At 45.9% G+C, this 18,127-nt stretch carries 22 protein-coding genes; 14 read left to right on the top strand and 8 right to left on the bottom strand.

Annotated elements, in window-relative coordinates; all coding sequences use genetic code 11:
* Nucleotides 1-21: 21 nt before the first annotated feature.
* The 5 genes from MSG33_RS06585 to MSG33_RS06605 all read left to right on the top strand — a co-directional run bounded on the left by MSG33_RS06585 (nucleotide 22) and on the right by MSG33_RS06605 (nucleotide 3,489).
* Nucleotides 22-522, top strand: a complete 501-nt coding sequence (locus tag MSG33_RS06585) for a flagellar basal body-associated FliL family protein (protein WP_005398533.1) — start codon at nucleotides 22-24, stop codon at nucleotides 520-522.
* Between the two features lie 12 nt (nucleotides 523-534).
* Nucleotides 535-1,263 (top strand): FliA/WhiG family RNA polymerase sigma factor, encoded by a 729-nt coding sequence (locus MSG33_RS06590; RefSeq protein WP_005396579.1) that lies wholly within the window; start codon nucleotides 535-537, stop codon nucleotides 1,261-1,263.
* Between the two features lie 10 nt (nucleotides 1,264-1,273).
* The gene (gene motA, locus MSG33_RS06595; RefSeq protein WP_005396580.1) at nucleotides 1,274-2,131 is read left to right on the top strand and encodes a flagellar motor stator protein MotA; all 858 of its coding nucleotides are present in this window, start codon (nucleotides 1,274-1,276) and stop codon (nucleotides 2,129-2,131) included.
* Complete coding sequence (locus tag MSG33_RS06600; protein ID WP_104972922.1) at nucleotides 2,131-3,123, top strand: flagellar motor protein MotB; 993 nt, start codon at nucleotides 2,131-2,133, stop codon at nucleotides 3,121-3,123. Before motA ends, MSG33_RS06600 begins: the two co-directional genes overlap by 1 nt.
* Nucleotides 3,124-3,201: 78 nt before the next feature.
* Nucleotides 3,202-3,489 carry a hypothetical protein gene (locus MSG33_RS06605; protein ID WP_104972923.1) on the top strand — a complete coding sequence of 96 codons (288 nt, stop codon included), beginning with the start codon at nucleotides 3,202-3,204 and terminating at the stop codon, nucleotides 3,487-3,489.
* Here the strand turns inward: MSG33_RS06605 and MSG33_RS06610 are convergent.
* The 4 genes from MSG33_RS06610 to MSG33_RS06625 form a co-directional block, all read right to left on the bottom strand.
* Complete coding sequence (locus tag MSG33_RS06610; RefSeq protein ID WP_085342540.1) at nucleotides 3,486-3,704, bottom strand: DUF6500 family protein; 219 nt, start codon at nucleotides 3,702-3,704, stop codon at nucleotides 3,486-3,488. The genes MSG33_RS06605 and MSG33_RS06610 overlap by 4 nt on opposite strands.
* Before the next feature lie 10 nt (nucleotides 3,705-3,714).
* Nucleotides 3,715-4,092, bottom strand: coding sequence for a PH domain-containing protein (locus tag MSG33_RS06615; RefSeq protein WP_005396583.1), 378 nt, complete (start codon nucleotides 4,090-4,092; stop codon nucleotides 3,715-3,717).
* A gap of 117 nt (nucleotides 4,093-4,209) precedes the next feature.
* The gene (locus tag MSG33_RS06620) at nucleotides 4,210-4,425 is read right to left on the bottom strand and encodes a TIGR02450 family Trp-rich protein (protein WP_047009614.1); all 216 of its coding nucleotides are present in this window, start codon (nucleotides 4,423-4,425) and stop codon (nucleotides 4,210-4,212) included.
* A gap of 139 nt (nucleotides 4,426-4,564) precedes the next feature.
* Entirely contained in the window at nucleotides 4,565-5,038 is a 474-nt protein-coding gene (locus MSG33_RS06625; protein WP_048625404.1) for an HPP family protein, read from the bottom strand.
* Between the two features lie 98 nt (nucleotides 5,039-5,136).
* Between MSG33_RS06625 and MSG33_RS06630 the strand changes: the two genes are divergently transcribed.
* The 4 genes from MSG33_RS06630 (at nucleotide 5,137) to MSG33_RS06645 (ending at nucleotide 8,523) form a co-directional block, all read left to right on the top strand.
* Nucleotides 5,137-5,682 carry a TetR/AcrR family transcriptional regulator gene (locus tag MSG33_RS06630; RefSeq protein ID WP_047009615.1) on the top strand — a complete coding sequence of 182 codons (546 nt, stop codon included), beginning with the start codon at nucleotides 5,137-5,139 and terminating at the stop codon, nucleotides 5,680-5,682.
* Between the two features lie 98 nt (nucleotides 5,683-5,780).
* On the top strand, nucleotides 5,781-6,218 hold the full coding sequence (locus MSG33_RS06635) for a MerR family DNA-binding transcriptional regulator (RefSeq protein WP_006741992.1): 438 nt from the start codon (nucleotides 5,781-5,783) through the stop codon (nucleotides 6,216-6,218).
* Between the two features lie 253 nt (nucleotides 6,219-6,471).
* Entirely contained in the window at nucleotides 6,472-7,416 is a 945-nt protein-coding gene (locus MSG33_RS06640; RefSeq protein WP_248380317.1) for an SDR family oxidoreductase, read from the top strand.
* Nucleotides 7,417-7,440: 24 nt separating this feature from the next.
* On the top strand, nucleotides 7,441-8,523 hold the full coding sequence (locus MSG33_RS06645; RefSeq protein WP_248380319.1) for a saccharopine dehydrogenase NADP-binding domain-containing protein: 1,083 nt from the start codon (nucleotides 7,441-7,443) through the stop codon (nucleotides 8,521-8,523).
* A gap of 49 nt (nucleotides 8,524-8,572) precedes the next feature.
* On the opposite strand, the gene MSG33_RS06650 is transcribed toward MSG33_RS06645, so the two are convergent.
* Together MSG33_RS06650 and MSG33_RS06655 are read right to left on the bottom strand one after the other, a co-directional pair.
* Nucleotides 8,573-10,996: a formate C-acetyltransferase/glycerol dehydratase family glycyl radical enzyme gene (locus tag MSG33_RS06650; RefSeq protein WP_248380321.1), complete on the bottom strand. Its 2,424-nt coding sequence runs from the start codon at nucleotides 10,994-10,996 to the stop codon at nucleotides 8,573-8,575.
* A 2-nt stretch (nucleotides 10,997-10,998) separates the two neighbouring features.
* A complete protein-coding gene (locus MSG33_RS06655) occupies nucleotides 10,999-11,928 on the bottom strand; it encodes a glycyl-radical enzyme activating protein (RefSeq protein WP_005396594.1) in 930 nt (309 codons plus the stop codon).
* 214 nt (nucleotides 11,929-12,142) lie between these two features.
* On the opposite strand from MSG33_RS06655, the gene MSG33_RS06660 reads away from it, so the two are divergent.
* Together MSG33_RS06660 and MSG33_RS06665 are read left to right on the top strand one after the other, a co-directional pair.
* Nucleotides 12,143-12,817: a fructose-6-phosphate aldolase gene (locus tag MSG33_RS06660; protein WP_248380323.1), complete on the top strand. Its 675-nt coding sequence runs from the start codon at nucleotides 12,143-12,145 to the stop codon at nucleotides 12,815-12,817.
* A 343-nt stretch (nucleotides 12,818-13,160) separates the two neighbouring features.
* On the top strand, nucleotides 13,161-13,673 hold the full coding sequence (locus MSG33_RS06665) for a DUF2799 domain-containing protein (protein WP_053808269.1): 513 nt from the start codon (nucleotides 13,161-13,163) through the stop codon (nucleotides 13,671-13,673).
* 10 nt (nucleotides 13,674-13,683) lie between these two features.
* Here the strand turns inward: MSG33_RS06665 and MSG33_RS06670 are convergent, their stop codons facing one another.
* Nucleotides 13,684-14,139, bottom strand: a complete 456-nt coding sequence (locus MSG33_RS06670) for a GNAT family N-acetyltransferase (protein WP_248380325.1) — start codon at nucleotides 14,137-14,139, stop codon at nucleotides 13,684-13,686.
* Between the two features lie 25 nt (nucleotides 14,140-14,164).
* On the bottom strand, nucleotides 14,165-14,635 hold the full coding sequence (locus MSG33_RS06675) for a GNAT family N-acetyltransferase (RefSeq protein WP_248380327.1): 471 nt from the start codon (nucleotides 14,633-14,635) through the stop codon (nucleotides 14,165-14,167).
* 132 nt (nucleotides 14,636-14,767) lie between these two features.
* Between MSG33_RS06675 and MSG33_RS06680 the strand changes: the two genes are divergently transcribed.
* The 3 genes from MSG33_RS06680 to MSG33_RS06690 all read left to right on the top strand — a co-directional run bounded on the left by MSG33_RS06680 (nucleotide 14,768) and on the right by MSG33_RS06690 (nucleotide 17,912).
* Nucleotides 14,768-15,958, top strand: a complete 1,191-nt coding sequence (locus MSG33_RS06680; protein WP_248380329.1) for an MFS transporter — start codon at nucleotides 14,768-14,770, stop codon at nucleotides 15,956-15,958.
* Nucleotides 15,933-16,901, top strand: coding sequence for an HTH-type transcriptional regulator YidZ (yidZ, locus tag MSG33_RS06685; RefSeq protein ID WP_054866820.1), 969 nt, complete (start codon nucleotides 15,933-15,935; stop codon nucleotides 16,899-16,901). The genes MSG33_RS06680 and yidZ overlap by 26 nt, the downstream gene beginning before the upstream one ends.
* A gap of 141 nt (nucleotides 16,902-17,042) precedes the next feature.
* Nucleotides 17,043-17,912 carry a DMT family transporter gene (locus MSG33_RS06690; RefSeq protein ID WP_021452935.1) on the top strand — a complete coding sequence of 290 codons (870 nt, stop codon included), beginning with the start codon at nucleotides 17,043-17,045 and terminating at the stop codon, nucleotides 17,910-17,912.
* The last annotated feature ends 215 nt before the right edge of the window (nucleotides 17,913-18,127 follow it).

Raw genomic sequence — 18,127 nt, forward strand, 5'->3', positions numbered from 1 at the left:
TAATCCTCGAGGAAAAAGGTTATGACCAAACAACAAATGATCGCCCTGTTTATCGCCATGATCATCACCAGCGCCCTCGTTTCGGCCGCCACGATTATGGGCGGAATCTGGTACTTAAACAAACACGCTCAAGAGTCACCTGACTCTGGTTCCTTGATCGATGATTCTCCATTGTCATTTTTAGTCACAGAAGAACCGACAAGCAAAGGTCCTAGCTTCCATCCTTTAGACAAAGTCGTTTTAACCGTGAAAGGTAAAAAACAGACTCACTTTGTCATGCTAGAACTAGCAATTGAAACACGCCGTCCTGAGCGTATCAAAGACATTGATGAGTACATGCCAATGGTACAAAACTCATTATTAAAATTGTTTAGCGACAAAACATTTGATGAGTTACAGCAAGCGGGTGCCATCGATATTCTGCAAAACGAAGTAAAACAAACGCTTTTACTGGCTTTTGCTAAGACAGACATCGTTCGCGAAATCGACGATGTTTTGTTGACTAAATATGTTGTGCAATAACGGAGCACAACCATGTTAGACATGAATATACAAGACACCTATACCACAGAAGAGGAAGTGACGACGCCATCACGCCCAATTGACGAAAATGCACTGCTGCAACGTCATCAAGTTATGGTGAAACGCGTCGTTAACCAGCTACGTGTTCATGCCACTTCTCACTGTAGTATTGAAGATATGCAGCAAATTGGCCTTATCGCTCTAGTTGAAGCTGGACGCCGATACGGCGATGTTGACGATCCTCATTTCCCTGCCTTTGCCGTGTGTCGCGTTCGAGGTGCAATTTTAGACGAATTACGCCGGTTAGATTGGCGCTCACGTAAAACTCGCCAACAGGCTCACGAACTCAACGACGTGACTCGAGATCTCACACGCTCTTTAGGTCGGATGCCTACGGATGCAGAAATCATCCAAGCCTTGGGGACGAATGAGCAGGACTATTACAATCGCCAAAATGCCGCCCTTGCGGGAGAGATGCAAAGCCTTGACCAACTGATGGAAAGCAGTGGTGATAGCTATATTGGCGGGCAATATGATGGCATGGAACATGAGCATATTCGTCGCAGTTTAGATAGCGCTTTAGGCAAATTGCCGAAGCGTGATCAATTGCTGCTTACTCTGTTCTATCAACATGAACTCAACTTACACGAAATAGCTCTGGTATTGGATCTGACACCACCTCGTATATGTCAGCTTCACAAACAAGCGCTGAAACAACTCAACCAATTAATGTCCTCTTAGGAGTCACAAGATGCAAAAGTTTTTTGGAGTCCTCACTATCCTGGTGTGCGTCTTCGGTGGATACATGTGGGCCGGCGGTAACTTAGGCGCTATCTGGCAACCAGCCGAATTCCTTATCATCATTGGCGCTGCTGCTGGTTCTTTGATCATCGGTAACCCACCTCACGTACTGAAAGAAATGCGTCGCCAAGTGCCTGCGACCATCAAAGGCCCGACAGAAGAGCATGAGTACTACATGGAATTAATGGCGCTGCTCAATAACTTGCTCGAGACAGCGCGCAACCGTGGTTATAAGTTCCTCGACTCTCACATTGAGTCGCCAGAACAGAGCTCTATGTTTCTCGCTTACCCGACGATTGCAGAGGATCATCGCCTAATTTCTTTCATTACTGATAATTTACGTTTAATGGCAATGGGACAAATGTCGCCTCATGAATTAGAGGGACTGCTAGAGCAAGAAATTGAAGCTATCCAAAACGAAATGCTTTTGCCTTCACGCTCACTACAGCGTACAGCAGAAGCACTACCTGGCTTCGGTATTCTTGCAGCAGTTGGTGGCATCATTATCACCATGCAGGCCATTGATGGCTCAATCGCTATGATTGGTTATCACGTTGCAGCAGCTCTCGTAGGTACATTCATTGGTATTTTCGGTTGTTACTGTGGTTTAGACCCACTAAGTAACGCCATGGCTCAGCGAGTAAAACGTAATATGACTGCTTTTGAATGCGTACGCGCAACCTTGGTTGCCTACGTAGCGAAGAAGCCGACATTGCTCGCCATCGACGCTGGTCGTAAACATATTCAGCTAGACATCAAACCAACATTCAACCAAATGGAGAAGTGGTTAGCTGAACAGGAGGGATAATGCAAAAACAAGAGCATGTAGTGTTCAAACGTGCCAAAGCACACAGCCATGATGAACCTCATGGCGGCGCGTGGAAAGTCGCGTTTGCTGACTTCATGATCGCCCTAATGGCGCTGTTTCTTGTGCTTTGGGTTATGCAGGTGGTAGACAAAGAAGAGCGTAAAGCAATTGTCGCCCACTTACATAGCTCAAGCGTATTCGACAAGAGTTACGGTAATCCATTTGATACTTCACAAAGTATCTCTCCTATTGACTTGGCACAGGACTCTTCTGTGCCAAGTAAACACAATTCCAACCACGTGGTAAGCTCATACTTTCGAGGTGACGGCGATGGGCCAGAAATCGACTCGTTGATTCCTGGTAACTTCGATACTCAGGAGCAACTTGCAGCGCTGGCGAAAGTCATTGAACGAATGACCGCTCAGATTAACGCACAAGGAAATGTCAACGTCACCGTGACCCCACAAGGCCTACGTATCGTCCTTCAAGATGATTACAAACAGCATATGTTCAGTCGTGGAGGCGCAGAGCTGACCCCTTTCTTCGAAGACTTATTACTTGCACTTGCGCCTGTATTTCAGCGTGTGAACAACCCACTGATCATCAGCGGACATACGGATGCGATTCCATTTAAAAAACGCTTTGGTCGTCAATCAAACTGGGCGCTATCTGCATCTCGAGCTGATGTCGCAAGAAATACGCTGGTTGAAGGTGGCATGCCGGATGATCGAGTCATGCAGGTCACAGGCATGTCGGATAGAGCACTGCTTAACCCTGATGAACCAGATTCAAGCGAAAACCGCCGTATCGAGCTGTTCATTTTAACGACGCCAGCAGCCAAAGTACTCGAAACTCTTTTTGGTAACCACCAAGAAAGTGAACTGCAAAAAGCGAAAGATAAAGCCGAATTTAACCAACCAGTCATTCGACAAGAAGTCATCAATTACTCGGGTGATACGGCCACCAACGAAGTAAATATTCAACAATTATAACCTCAAAAGGTCACCTCGCCTGATGGTGACCTTTCTAACTGAAACCTCTGTTACTGTGACTTTTTAGTTGAGTTCTATATGCACATAACACCTTCCGAAAACAAAAAACGCGATCTGTTGAAGAAAGCCTTTTTATGGTTAATTGTCTTCGACTACCTTTTATTGGCGTTTTTCTTAACTCAGCTGTCCAGTTTAACGCTTAACAATGGGACCATGATCAGTATGCTGCTCGTCGTCTACAACGTCTTACTCGTTTCTCTGTGCTTTCAAAGAACCAATAAACAGGACTCTTATATTATCTACCCTGTTTTATCCGCGACGTTGTTGGCATTCGTCTGCTTTCTTTATTTCTTTTTTTTAATTTAGATACCAGACTCCACCATTGATTTGATTTTTAATGCTTTTTCGAAGTGGTCGAGCCGATGGGTCTGAATCCACCACGTAGCCGCCTCCATCAACTGTTCAGGATCATCATTTTTGTTGGCGAAAAACGCATAAAATGAGAGCCCAACCTGCTCACCTTTGCTTTCGATCTTTTTGTCACAGACCTCTATTATTTTGTCTCTCAGTGAAGCTCTCATTTCTATTCCCTTACGCTAGTACATACTCACTAACCATACGGTTGAAAGAAATCAAATCAAACGAGCCTTTAATTTCAAAACGTACTCTTCCCACCTCACTCATGAAGAACTCAATTTCACAGTCTAAGTCAAAGGTACCAGACGTCTCGATAGAAAATGCATTGATCTTGCTATAAGGCAGCGACGTGTAATCCACTTTTGAGCCCGTAATCCCTTGCACATTCGCCGCAATCACTCGCTTGTTGGTAAACACCACTTGGTCGCGAACCGTTTTAAAGCCCGCAAATACCGACTCGCCATCAATAAGAAACTTGTGAAAATCTTCCCTAACTTTTGATACCTCAATGGGTTTAAGCTTAAACACTGATGAATTGTCGAAATCGATCATAGTCATTCCTTTTTAGTTGATAGCGAACAAACTCAACGTAGCAGATACACAGACCGTTGCCTATCAGCTAAGTACCATCTTTCGATTTCAAACCTAGGAAAAATTCAACAAAGTGCATTACTTCCAGCCCTGCCGCCATAGCTCTGGGTCTTTCAGATCTTGCCAGTTCATCTCTTGCTCACGTTTACTCATAACGGCTTCAATAACACATTTCACAACATTGCCTTCTTCATCCAGCTCCATTTCTGTTACGACAAAGTGCTTCTCTTTATTTTTAGGTGACGTCGCCGTCCATTTGCTGTGCAATAGCTTCTTGGGATGAATTTTATTCATAGTGGTATACCAATTTAACTAACACCTTTATGTATACGACTGAATACCAAGAGAGAATCAGATTTTATTTTTAAGCATCCACGCAAAGAAAAAGCCGCAAAAGAGGTCATCCCCTAATGCGGCCTTACTTGCAACCCTATTAGGTCTTTTGACCGTTCAAACGAGGGTTTAAGTACTGACTCTGTAGCAACTGCAACGCCTTACCAACCAGCACAATCACCACCGCGCCAATCAATACGGGCGTGAACAGAAAACTCCACCCCTGCCCAGATGCCATGATCAAGATTGGATTTGCGCCCGCAGGTGGATGCGTTGTCTTCGTAATCAGCATTGCTGACACTCCTAACCCAGTCGCAATCGCGAGGGTGATTGGCGTGACCTCAACATATTGGCTAAACGCAATACCGATAGATGCCGTAATGAAGTGACCAATGATCACATTTTTTGGTTGAGCGAGAGGGCTGCTAGGCACCCCAAACACCAACACCGCCGTAGCACCAAATGGCGCCATGAGAAGTACAACCTCAGTAAGAGACACCTCGGCGTAAGACAACACACCAATAGCCAATGTCGCACCAAGCCCCGCGACCAACGATAAAATTAAATTATTCATAAACACCTCAAAGTAGACCGAATTGTCTACAAATTAAAATAGACAAATCTGTCTACCTTTGTCAATATGTGTTTGTAGAACTTTTTGAGGACGTAGTTATGAACAAAAAGAAACAGTTATTGATCGATACCGCGTTGTCGCTGTTTTACAAACAGGGCATCAACTCCATTGGCATCAATGAAGTCCTTAAAGTATCTGGCGTGGCTAAACGCACGCTGTACAGCCATTTTGAAAGCAAAGAAGCGCTCATCCTCGCCGCACTAGAACAACGCCACCAAATCTTCATGGCGTGGCTAGAGGAGAAACTATCACCAGCACAATCGAGCACAGACGTGATCGACCAGTTGTTTACCGCGCTTAACGGCTGGTTTCATGGTTCTGAGGAAAAATTGGGCGAGTTTCGCGGCTGTTTCTTCATCAACACGTCCGCCGAATTCAGTGACGACAGCGGCGAGATCGCAACGTATTGCCGCCACCATAAACAACAGGTTCGAGAGCTAATTCAACGCTATCTCAAATCAGACAACACATCATTACTCGATGCCATTTGCATCATGAAAGAAGGCGCCATCACTACCGCTTACATGACAAAAGAGTACGACGACGTCACAAAGAAATGCGTGGAAATTTTGCACAAGCTGTAACGGTAAGAAAGCAAGAAACGAAACGACCGAGCACCAAACTGGCGAGAATGTTCAGAAATGGTAAGGTTATTTTATCAACCTAATGAGACACGCTTGATATGAAAATTGGCGAACTGGCGCAAAAAACGGGCCTTGCTCCCTCGCGTATTCGATTTTACGAGCGCATCGGACTGCTAAAAACCGTGACCCGTAAAGCCAACGGGTACCGTGAGTATCCGCAAGAAGCATTAATGATTCTGGACATGATCACAACGGGTCAGCAAGCTGGATTCAGTTTGGATGAACTAAGTGCGTTACTGCCATCCGACCTTTCTAACTGGGATCATCATCAGTTATTGACAACCTTGCAGCAAAAAGTCCAAGAGCTCGACGAGCTTGAGCGAAAAATCGCGCAGAGTAAAAGCAAGTTAAAAGAAGTACTTAAAGAGATTGAAGCTAAGCCAGATGACATGGACTGTGCAATGAATGCAAAACGCGTCATGTCTCAACTTGGTCAAACGATTCTGACCAAAGAAAATCCCTCAAATAAAAAATAAGACCGTCACCAAGTCAAGGCAATGTTAACAAGCGAAGCCTTACTCTTGATGTTGGGTTAAAGATTCGCCAATTCCCCTGCCCGCCACTAAATTGAGTCTGTAAAAACCATTCGCCCTTAGCTCAGGTGTACCACCTCCTTGTTTCTATAATCAATAAAAAATCAATCCAATTTATCTTCAAAATGCGGGTTGACCTTAAACCTAACTTTAACGTTAGGATGAATATCAAAGTAACACAGCAGGAGACTGGCGAATGCAAACGATATTGGGTGCAAGTGGGCAAATTGGCCGTGAGCTGGCATTAAGCCTAAAACGAGACTTTACGAGCGACATCCGATTGGTGAGCCGCAATCCACATCGAGTCAACGAGACGGATCAACTGGTAAAAGCGGACTTGCTCGACGCGAAACAAACATCAGATGCCGTAAAAGGTTCTAGTATCGTTTACCTTACTGCAGGGCTACCAATGGATACCCAACTGTGGGTGGAACAGTGGCCAACAATGATGCGTAATGTCATCGCCGCATGTAAAACTCATCAAGCAAAGCTTGTTTACTTTGATAATACCTACATGTACCCGCAAACGGATACGCCTCAACAAGAAGATGCACCATTTCAGCCCAATGGAGAAAAAGGTCGAATTCGTGCGGTCATTACTGACATGCTGCTAGAATCCATGAATAAAGGAGAAATCGAAGCCGTTATCTGTCGTGCTCCGGAATTTTACGGCCCGGGGAAAACGCAAAGCATCACTAATTCCGCCATTATCGATAATCTACTTAACCAAAAGAGCGCAAAAGTGTTTTTACGTGATGACACCAAACGCAGCTTAATTTATACGCCAGACGCAAGCCGAGCCATGGCGCTAATTGGGAATACGCCCGATGCTTACGGACAAACTTGGCATTTGCCTTGCGATGATTGTCGACTGACGTATCGGGAGTTTATCGCTGTTGCAGCAAAGGTTTTTAACGTTCAACCGAAATACAAAGTCATCAAGCGCTGGCAATTGTGGCTAGCTGGGCGATTTAATCAAACCATTCGAGATGCAGCCGAGCTTTTGCCCCGCTACGAATCTGACAACCTTTTCGTTTCGGATAAGTTTCAGACTCGTTTTCCAGATTTTAAAATCACCACATTCGAACAAGGCTTGACCACAATTCAACAAGAAAAAGCCAATGACCAGAAACTTCTTTAAGCAGGCATTGATAGGAGCTTTTTGATGAAAGATAACACACCGGCATCATCCCCAGAGCGTTGGATCATATACGGAGCCAATGGTTATACCGGCGAGCTGATTGCGAGAGAGGCCGTAAAACGGGGTCACCACCCAATCCTTGCAGGTAGAAGTTTAGAGAAAGTACAAAGCCTAGCGGCTGAACTAGGGCTGCGAAGTCTTGCTTTTTCTCTTGAGGATAAAAACAGCGCGGTCCAACATATTTCGGGTTCCTCACTGGTATTAAACTGCGCAGGCCCCTTTTCTTCGACGGCAAAACCGATGATGAAAGCGTGCCTAGAAGCAGGCGCACATTATCTCGATATTACAGGTGAGATCTCTGTGTTTGAGTTTGCACAAACGCTGCAATCACAAGCAAAGGAAGCTGGTGTCGTATTGTGCTCTGGTGCTGGTTTTGATGTTATTCCAACGGATTGTATTGCAGCCACATTGAAAGCTGAGCTACCAGATGCAACACACTTGTCTCTCGGTTTTGACTCTCGCTCTGGTTTTTCTCCGGGCACAGCGAAAACGTCTGTCGAAGGTTTGGCTCAAGGCGGAAAAGTGAGACTTAACGGAAAAATCACCACCGTTCCGCTAGCGTATAAAGTTCGCAACATTGATTTTGGTGACGGCGAAAAACTTGCTATGACCATTCCGTGGGGCGATGTTTCAACCGCCTATTACACCACGGGGATTGAGAATATTGATGTTTTTGTTCCCGGATCGCCGAACATGATAAAAAACGCTAAACGAGCGAATTGGGTTCGCCCCCTTCTCGGCATAACCTGGGTACAAAACCTCATAAAAAGCCGTATTGAAAGAACCGTAAAAGGACCAAATGAGGAGCAAAGAAACCAATTACCCACATATGTGTGGGGTAAAGCAAGCAACAAACTCGGACAAAGCAAAACAGCACGAGTACAAACGGCCAATGGCTACAGCTTAACCGTAACGGGATCTCTGGCGATTGTAGAACACCTGCTACATACAAAGCCTGAAGCCGGTGTATACACCCCATCTAAGCTCATGGGATCCAATTTTGTGTCGCAGCTTCCCGGCTCTAGTGGCATAACCATTGAAGAGTAAACAAAAAGGCACCAATCGGTGCCTTCTGCATTAACAGGGGTTGAGGCCATCACAACTCGTGTTCGGTACGAGCGATGATGTCATCCTGCGCGTCTGGTGACAGCGCGGTAAAGAAGGCTGAATAGCCCGCAACTCGTACGACAAGGTCACGATATTGCTCAGGGTTCTTCTTCGCTGCCAGCAAGGTTTTACGAGAGACGATGTTGTACTGCACGTGCCAACCTTTATGGTGATTAAAGAAGGTACGAATCAGCATCGATAGCTTGAGCTTATCTCCTTCTGAAGCGACAGCCGCTGGGCTTAACTTCTGGTTAAGCAGCACACCACCCAAGATTTTATTAGCTTGAATTTTACCGACTGAGTTGTACACCGCCGTTGGTCCCAAGCGGTCAGAGCCCGATGCTGGACTTGCGCCTTCCGCCAGTGGCGTTTTCGCTTTTCGACCATCTGGTGTTGCCATCGTGGATGCGCCAAATGGCACGTTGGCAGAGATGCTCGATGTTCCCGCGTAGTAGCCGCCACCAATTGGTCCGCGCCCATGACGTGTGTTGACAAATTGCGCCAACTCATCGATATAAACTTGGTAAGCATCAGCCAGCAATTGGTCGACATAATCGTCGTCATTGCCGTATTTTGGCGCGAAGTTGATTAAGCGTTGGCGAAGTTGTTCGTTCTCAATACCATCAAAGTCTTCTTCTAATGCTTTAGCCAGTTCCGTTTGGCTGATTTGTGCTTCTTCAAACACCAAATGTTTGATCGCCGCCAAACTGTTACCCAAATTGGCGATACCCACTTGCAAGCCAGATACCCAATCGTATTTCGCTCCGCCTTCTTTTACGGTTTTACCACGCGCCAAACAGTCATCCACCAGCGATGAGCAGAAAATATCTTGCGCTTGCTGCTCAAGCACGCTGTCGACTACGGTATCGATCTCAATCGATTTACGTGTGTAGTAGCGAATTTGCTCCGCCCAAGAAGCGGTGACTTGCTCAAAGCTCTCGAAGTTACCTTTTGCTAGCGACTTATCATGCGGCAAGAAGGCTTTGCCCGTCGTTGCATCCACACCTTCGTTAAGCGCAGCCAGTAAAATACGCGCAAAGTTAATGAAGCTCATGCCCGTGCAACGGTAACCCCATTTGCCTGGAACAGCGGTTTCAATACAGCCAATAGACGCGTAGTTGTAAGCGTCTTCTTTCTCGACACCTAGCTTGATGAACTCTGGAATGACGATTTCATCGTTGTTAAATGCAGGCATACCGAATCCACATTTGATCACTTCAATACAGCCCATCAAGAATTCTTGATTCAGACCTTCATGATAGCGAACACTCAAGTTCGGCTGTGTGGAACGTAGCTGACCACAAGACTCTAAAATCGCCCAAGATAGCAGATTTACGGCGTCTTCAGGTTCTCCATTCTCATTCAGCTTTTGGCCACCGATACAGACGTTTTGATACAACGGAGAACCTGCCGATGCTTTTGAGTGCGCGCCAGAGCGAATCTTGTTTACTTCAAGCAATTTCAACCAACAGCTTTGCAATAACTCAAGGGCGAACGCTTTGTTCATCGCGCCACTTTCAAGATCACGCACGTAGTAGTCGTTTAGGAACTGGTCCATCCGACCGAATGAAACAGAGTGGCCATTCGATTCAATTTGCAACATCAACTGCACAAAATAGCTCAGTTGCAGAGCTTGCCAGAAGTTGGTTGGCGCATGGAAAGCCACATGACGACAGTTTTCTGCGATTGTCTCCAGTTCCGCTTTCCTCTCTGGTCGAGTTTCGTTTTGTGCCATTTCCAGAGCGAGATCGGCGTAACTCACCATGTGCTCCTGAATCGCAAGCAAGACAATTTCGACGGACTTATAAAACTGCTCTTTCTTCAACCCTTCATACGTCGACATGTCGTTATTAGCGCGATGCTGACGAACCTCATCCAGCAGACCGTTCATACCGATCTTCAGGATTTTTTCGTTATCCACCGCAAGGTGCGCGTCGCCCGAAGTCATGTTGCCCTCGGCTTTAATGATGGTGCTGGCTAGGATCTCTTGTTGCTCGTCGGTAAAAAGTCCATAACAGCGATCTTGAACCGTTTTACCGCGCCAGTATGGCGTAATGGCGTGAATGCTTTGTTTGTCTTCTTCACTTACCGCAAAACCAGCCCCAGGTCGGTCGGCCAGTTCGTCGATTTCCGCTTCAATCCAACGCACCGTGTATTCAGGGAAGATCGGCGCAGCGCGTACTTTGCTCGCTTGGTTACCGACAATCAGCTCGTCGTGCTTAATCCAAATGGTACGAGTGCGTAAGTGCTCTTGTAACGCCAACGCTCGTTGCACAATCACAGGTTTGTCTTCATTTGCCTGATACGCTCGAGTATAAGCCTCTGCGCGCTCGGTACAGATAGGCGGCGTTACGATGTTGACCAGTGCCGATTTGTGGGCTTTGATTCGCTCTGGAAGGGTATGTAGGTCCATGGTTAACCTCTAACAATCACGTTAAGTTGAGTATGTTCGCTTGCGTATTGCATTGCGTTTTCTAGCAGTTCTGGATTATTTAATGGTTTGTCAGAACACTCGTAAGGCATATCGAGCAAACGGTATTTATTGATGCCGAGGGTGTGATACGGCAACAAGTGGAGTTCTTGACAGCTTTCTAAAGAAGCAGCGAAGTCAATGATCGCTTTGAGCTCATCAATGGTGTCATTGAAGCCCGGCACAACCGGCACGCGAATAACAATACGTTTGGCAATTGGTGCCAATTTTCTAAAATTGTCTTTGATGCGTTTTAACGATCCCTTCGCCCAGCGGAGAAACTTTTCTTCGTCGGTGTGTTTAAGATCCGCTAACCAGCAATCAATATACGGCGCGACTTTTTCTACGTTTTTCCACGGAACATGCATGCACGACTCCACCGCCGTAGACACATGGTTTTGATGCAAACGTTCGGCAAGTTCTGCCACAAGACTTGGCTGCATCAGCGGCTCGCCACCAGAAAATGTCACGCCACCTTGGCTTTGATCGTAGAAAGGCTTGTCTTTCATCAACACTTCAAACAGGTCGTCCGATTTCGCCTCTTCTCCACATATGCTGAGCGCTTGTGTTGGACATACGTTTCGCAGCGCAATGATCTGCGCTTCGCTCATAGCTTTTCGATTGATGATGATTTGATCGTCAATGCGTCGGATACCATCGCTCGCCATATTGCCGTTTACGGTTTGTTTATAAGCCGATATACAAAGCTGGCAGTCCGCCATACAACTGCGCTCATCAAACAGCAGAGAGTGCTTTTCACTGCGGCTTTCTGGGTTTTGGCACCAAGGACAAGACAGACTGCATCCCTTCAGAAACAGAATGGTGCGAATACCATCACCATCGTGGGTCGAGAACCTCTGAATATTGAAATACATTGCTGTCCGCCTCTTGGTTTGCTCTTCTACTTTTCACGCTTTTCTTTTGCTGAAAGCTTCATTTGATAATGAAATATTGGCACTTAACTTTCGTTTTGTGAAATTATTATAGTTTCAATTGAAATTTCAATTGATCAAAATCAAGATCTCAGCGGATTGTCAGATCTATAGTGATCCCATCATCAAAACGAAGATTTTGTATAAGGTAGAACCCATGATCGAACTCTATTTAGATACTGCTGACGTGGCAGAAGTAAAACGCTTTAACCAATGCCTACCTCTGAAAGGGATAACCACAAATCCAAGTATTTTGGCGAAATCAAAACAAGGCTTGAACCAAACCTTAGCTGGCATGCAAGAAGCGTTAGGGGGAACACCCCGTTTCCATGCTCAAGTGGTGAGTACTACTGTAGAAGGCATGGTGGAAGAAGCACGCCAAATCCATGAATTACCCTATGATATGGTCGTCAAAGTGCCAGCAACCGAAACGGGCTTAGCGGCAATTAAGTTAATGAAAAAAGAGGGAATTCAAGTGCTCGCCACTGCTATTTACTCTGCTCAGCAAGGTTTCCTTGCGGCATTGTGCGGCGCTGACTATCTTGCGCCTTATGTGAACCGTATTGATGCGATGAACGGAAACGGTGTAGAAGTGGTCGCAGACCTGCAATTGCTACTGGATCAAAACCAACTGCCTGCAAAAATTTTGGCAGCGAGTTTTAAAAATACCCAACAAGCGATGGAAGTGATGAAGTTGGGCATTGAAGCGATCACCTTGCCTGTCGATGTGGCCGCGCAGATGTTTTCTCATCCAGCAGTTCAGCCGGCTGTCGATCAATTTGATAAAGACTGGAAATCCGCGTTTGGCAACAAACTTTCATTTGAAAGTTAAGCATAAAATTATCGAAAGTCCCGTTCCTCCTCGATCGAGGGGCTTTTGATATGGGAATCTCTGAGAAAAAGTAACATTCGCGCAGGCAACTGTTTGTAGATGCGGCTTACGAAGAGATTCCCAGCCCACTAGTCTCACCTCTCCCTTCACGCAAAGCACTCTATTCGTAACATCACTACTGACGAACAACGCTCGTTCCACAAGCAAAAAATTTTTGCTTCAAGCCGACAAACTCACAAGCGAAACGCATCAATAACTCGGTAATTATTAATTTTATCTATTGGAAATGAACACTGTTCATTTATAATCAGCGAACCTAACGCAGTAACAAGGAATCCACTTCATGAAACGCATTGCGCTTCTCTTTGCCATATTTGCATTACTTTCTGGTTGTAGCAGCATGTCGCCAGAACAATGCCAAACCGCAGACTGGTATCGCGTCGGCTACCAAGATGGCCGATCAGGCAACAACCCAAACATTTTGTACGAATACATTAAAGACTGTCGCGAAGCAGGCGTAACGCCAAATCACGTTGAGTGGCAAGACGGTTTTGATAAAGGCACTATTCTTTACTGTTCGCCAGACAATGGTTACACGGTGGGTGTAGAAGGAAAAACCTACTATGGCGTTTGCTCTAACGATCTTTTCCTTAAAAACTATCAGTTAGGCCATCAAGAATATCAGCGTCAACAACGCATTAATGCGTTAGATGCGGAGATATCACGCCTTGATCATCAATTGGATGCAAACTTAGATAAAGACAACGCGAAGCGTATTAGAGAGAGAAGAAAACAACTGGCGCGTGAGCGTGCATCACTCATCTCGCCAGGAGCTAATTACTACTTTAACTTTTAGTCGCGACGGGCTACAACGCTAGAGTCATAAAGCGGCTGTTTGGATCAGGTTGATAGTCACCAAACGGCTCGCAGTACGCGAAGCCATATTTTTCATATAGGCGATGCGCGGGTTCAAAAAATGCCATCGACCCAGTTTCCAAACTTAGACGTTGTATCCCCTGATGTTTCGCTTGCTCAATCACGTGATTGAGTAAGCGGGATGCCACGCCCTGTTTTCTCGCCGATAACGTCGTACGCATCGATTTCAACTCTGCGTGACCATCTTCTAGTTGGCTCATTGCCACACATCCCAATAGCTGCTCACCATCCCAGCCCGTCCAAAACGTGATTGAAGGCAACTTCAACTTGCTTACATCTAACGCATGCACGCTCTCTGGTGGCGATGTAGCGTACATGTCCTGTAAATGCTCTTCCAACAACGCAATCACCTGCGGCCGTTCTAAATTGTCGATTTCAATTCTCATATTTCCATCCTTGGTGTTTTCCTAGTTAAAGCGGTTGTCTCATAATGTACTGCGGTCCAACGGGGCCGCCGTGGTAAAGCTCATTGGTATCTTCAAACCCTGATTTTAAGTAACACTGATAAGCGGGTATGTTACGGCAATTCACGGTGAGATAAAGCGCATCAAACTCGGGATAATGGCGTTTGGCGAAATCGGCAAACTGTTGAATGGCTTGCTTGGCGATGCCTTTGCCTTGATGACGGTGATCCACCAGCAAAGCACGCACGCCTAAACTGTTTTTCGAGCAAAAATCGTATTTCTCGTTGTAAGCAGCATCAAATAGAAAAAAGCCAACCACGTCATCGTCCGCCAAAATCAGATGCGGAAGCTCTGTGGGTTCAAGACGTGTAAGCATTTCACCCACATCCGCGACCGTAAACTGCGATTGCTCTTCTAGCACGCTAAGTTCGCAAGTTTGTTCATGTCGCTCAGGCGAATACTTTTCAATAGTAATCATAATCTTCCTTGTTGTTTTTATGCTCAATTCATACAGGGTATGTCGTAAATAGAAATACCTAGTGTCGTATTTCCCACTCGCAGGCAAACGTTTAGCACTCTATTATCCTCGCCATTCGATAGAGAGGTTTCCATGTCCCGTTTTTTACTTTGTAGTTTTGCACTCGTTTTACTCTACCCTACTGCCATTGATTTGTATCTTGTTGGTTTGCCTCAAATTGCGTCAGATCTCAACGCCAGTGAATCTCAGTTGCATATTGCGTTTTCGATCTATTTAGCTGGCATGGCTACCACCATGTTATTCGCGGGGAAAATTGCAGACTCTGTGGGACGAAAGCCTGTTGCCGTCGTCGGCGCGATGATCTTCGTGCTCGCGTCTTTTCTCGGCGGGATGGCTGAGCAACCAAACGCTTTCTTGATTGCTCGCTTTTGCCAAGGCATCGGAGCTGGATCTTGCTATGTCGTCGCGTTCGCGATTTTACGCGACACGTTAGACGATGAACGCCGCGCGAAAGTATTGTCGATGCTCAATGGCATCACCTGTATCATTCCAGTGATCGCACCCGTGATTGGTCACTTGATTATGCTGAAATTTCCTTGGCCGAGTTTGTTTACCACAATGGCAGGAATGGGCATTCTCGTCAGTGTATTGGCCATTTTTGTTCTCAAGGAATCACTACCCAGCCAACAAGGTGAAGAACAGACAGCGCCAGAGAGCCATCAAGAGACTTTCTTCGAGCGATTTTTTATCAGTAGGCTGATCATTACTGCACTTGGAGTGACCACCATTCTGACCTTTGTTAACGCTTCACCAATTGTCGTGATGAGCATGCTTGGTTTTGATCGCGGCGGCTATTCTTCCATCATGGCAGGGACTGCGACGATCAGCATGTTGATTTCGTTCTCGGCGCCATTGGCATTGGGGATTTTTAAGCAGCGAACCTTAATGATCACCTCTCAAGTATTGCTCGCTTGTGCAGCCATAGTACTCAGTGCTGCCCATTTCCATGATGGACAATCTCTTTACTATGTATTCGGACTTGGGCTGATTTGCGCTGGCTTCGCTTGTGGCTTTGGCGTGGCCATGAGCCAAGCGCTCAGCCCATTCTCTCAACAAGCTGGCGTGGCAAGCTCGTTACTGGGCATTGCTCAAGTTTGTAGTTCCGCGTTCTATATTTGGTTTATGGGTTTCATCGGCGTTAGTGCTCTGAATATGTTGGTGTTTATCTTAGTGTTAGGTAGCGTAATCAGCCTTGCTCTAATACTATTGATTCCAAAGCCTGTTCACGATACCCATTATGAAGAAATCCCTAGCGCGACTTGATTTAAACTTACTGTTCACTCTGCAATTATTGCTGCAAGAGCAAAGCGTCTCGAGAGCCTCGAAAAAGCTGAACGTTACGCCCTCTACCGTAAGTAAGTCGCTCAACAAACTTCGTCATTGGTTCGATGATCCTTTGTTTGTCAAAACACCTAAAGGTCTTGCGCCAACGCCTTTGGCACAAAGCATGGAGCAAGATCTTGCAGAATGGCTGCAAATTGGCAGCCAGATTGCAGAAAAACGCAGCGATATTACGCCTAAAGGAGTGCGTTTTGATATCACGATTGAGTCGCCATTAGTGCTCACGGTGCTGGACAGACTCATCATCGCTATCCACCAGCGATACCCTGAAGCGAAAGTAAAAACCAGTAACTGGGATTACGATTCACTCGACGCCATCATTCGAGGCGAGGCGGATATCGGTTTTACCGGCCGAGAAAGTCACCCGAGATCGAAAGAGTCGTTGGATCTTCTGCCATATTTCTTGGATTTTGAGATTCTATTTTATGACCTGCCGATGGTGTATTTACATAAAAATCATCCGGCATTACAGCAAGAGTGGAATCTCGAGACCTTTCTGAGCTACCAACACATCAATATTGTTTGGGAAAAAAGTGAAACTTGGGCGTTGGATGAAGTGTTAACGGAACTAGGGCTACAGCGCTCTATCGGGCTGACGATGTCCAACTTTGAGCAATCCCTTTTTATGGCAGCGCAGCCCACACATGACATGATCACCACCGCGCCGCACTATTGCAAAAGCTACACAGAAAAGCTGCATCTCGATTTGGTGTGCTTGCCAATTCCGTTAGACCAAACTCAACAAGACAAGTTACTGATTCCATTTACCATGATTTGGCATAAACGCAATGCGTACAATCCCAAATTGCTATGGTTGAAAAATACCATCAAGTCATTGTACGAACAACCATCCCTACCACAGTAACACTCAGGCTAAGGTCAGGTTTTCTCTGGTGATTTTTGCTGATTTTCTCGCTCTGACAGCTATAACTAATCACTTTATCAACTAATGAAAAAGGTCGTTTGACGCTACACTCAATCCATATTTCTGCGTTAAGGGCCAAGGATGTCGACCTTTTTACTCACTGCTATTACGATGCTGGCGTTCGCCGCCAATTCATTATTGTGCCGACTTGCATTGGCCGAAGGGTTGATTGATGCAGGAAGCTTCACTCTCGTTCGATTGATATCTGGCGCGATTACCTTAATCGCATTGCTTGTCGTGAGAGGTCAGTGGAAAACCGATCGGCCAACTTCTCGCTTTCGCTTTTTTGCTGGCGTGGCTTTATTTGGTTACGCTGCCCTTTTCTCTTTCGCGTACTTACAACTGGCGACAGGAACCGGTGCTTTGCTTTTGTTTGGTGCCGTGCAACTGACTTTACTGGCCATCTATTGGTGGCAAGGTGAGCGCTTTCAGTTTCTCGAAATCATCGGTATCGGCCTTTCGATTGTTGGCTTTGTTTGGTTAATGTTGCCATCAGCCACTCGCCCCGACATCAGTTCTGCACTTCTCATGTTGATTTCTGGCGTTTGTTGGGCTGCGTTTACTGCGCTCGGCAAACAAGCACCTTCTCCAAGTAGTGGCATCACGTGGGGATTTATCGCTGCATCTATAATTGGCATACTGCTATCACCATTGATGCTGTCCTCAATCCATCTCTCTCTGAGCGGAATCTTGCTCGCTATCACGTCTGGCGCCATTGCATCTGGCCTTGGGTATACGCTTTGGTATCAAGTCATGCGTAAGCTCTCTTTACTTCAAGCCGCCGTCAGCCAACTTTCCGTGCCAGCCATTGCTTTGCTGTTAGGTACCGTCGTGCTCCACGAGTCTCTTTCACTGCATACACTTTTAACCAGTGGCATCATTCTTGGTGGTATCGCTTTGGTTTTTTTATCTCGATCCAAAAAAACAAGCGAACAATCGGCAAGCCGATAAAAAATAATAACTTTCCCTCTCAAATACCCATTCATCATCTATGCTTTTTAAAGCAGCAAAGCTCATTGCAGATGGTACGAATGGCCTGCTTTAGTATCAGGCGAAGGATATAAGGTGAGAATTGGCTCACACAACACGACGATTTTGTTTCAAAAGTGAGAATCGTCACAGATCGCGATTTTGCTCGTTTTAGGCGTTTCGTCAATACCGCCAAG

The sequence above is a fragment of the Vibrio sp. 1CM7H genome, assembly GCF_023161645.1.
GTDB classification, from domain to species: domain Bacteria; phylum Pseudomonadota; class Gammaproteobacteria; order Enterobacterales; family Vibrionaceae; genus Vibrio; species Vibrio diabolicus.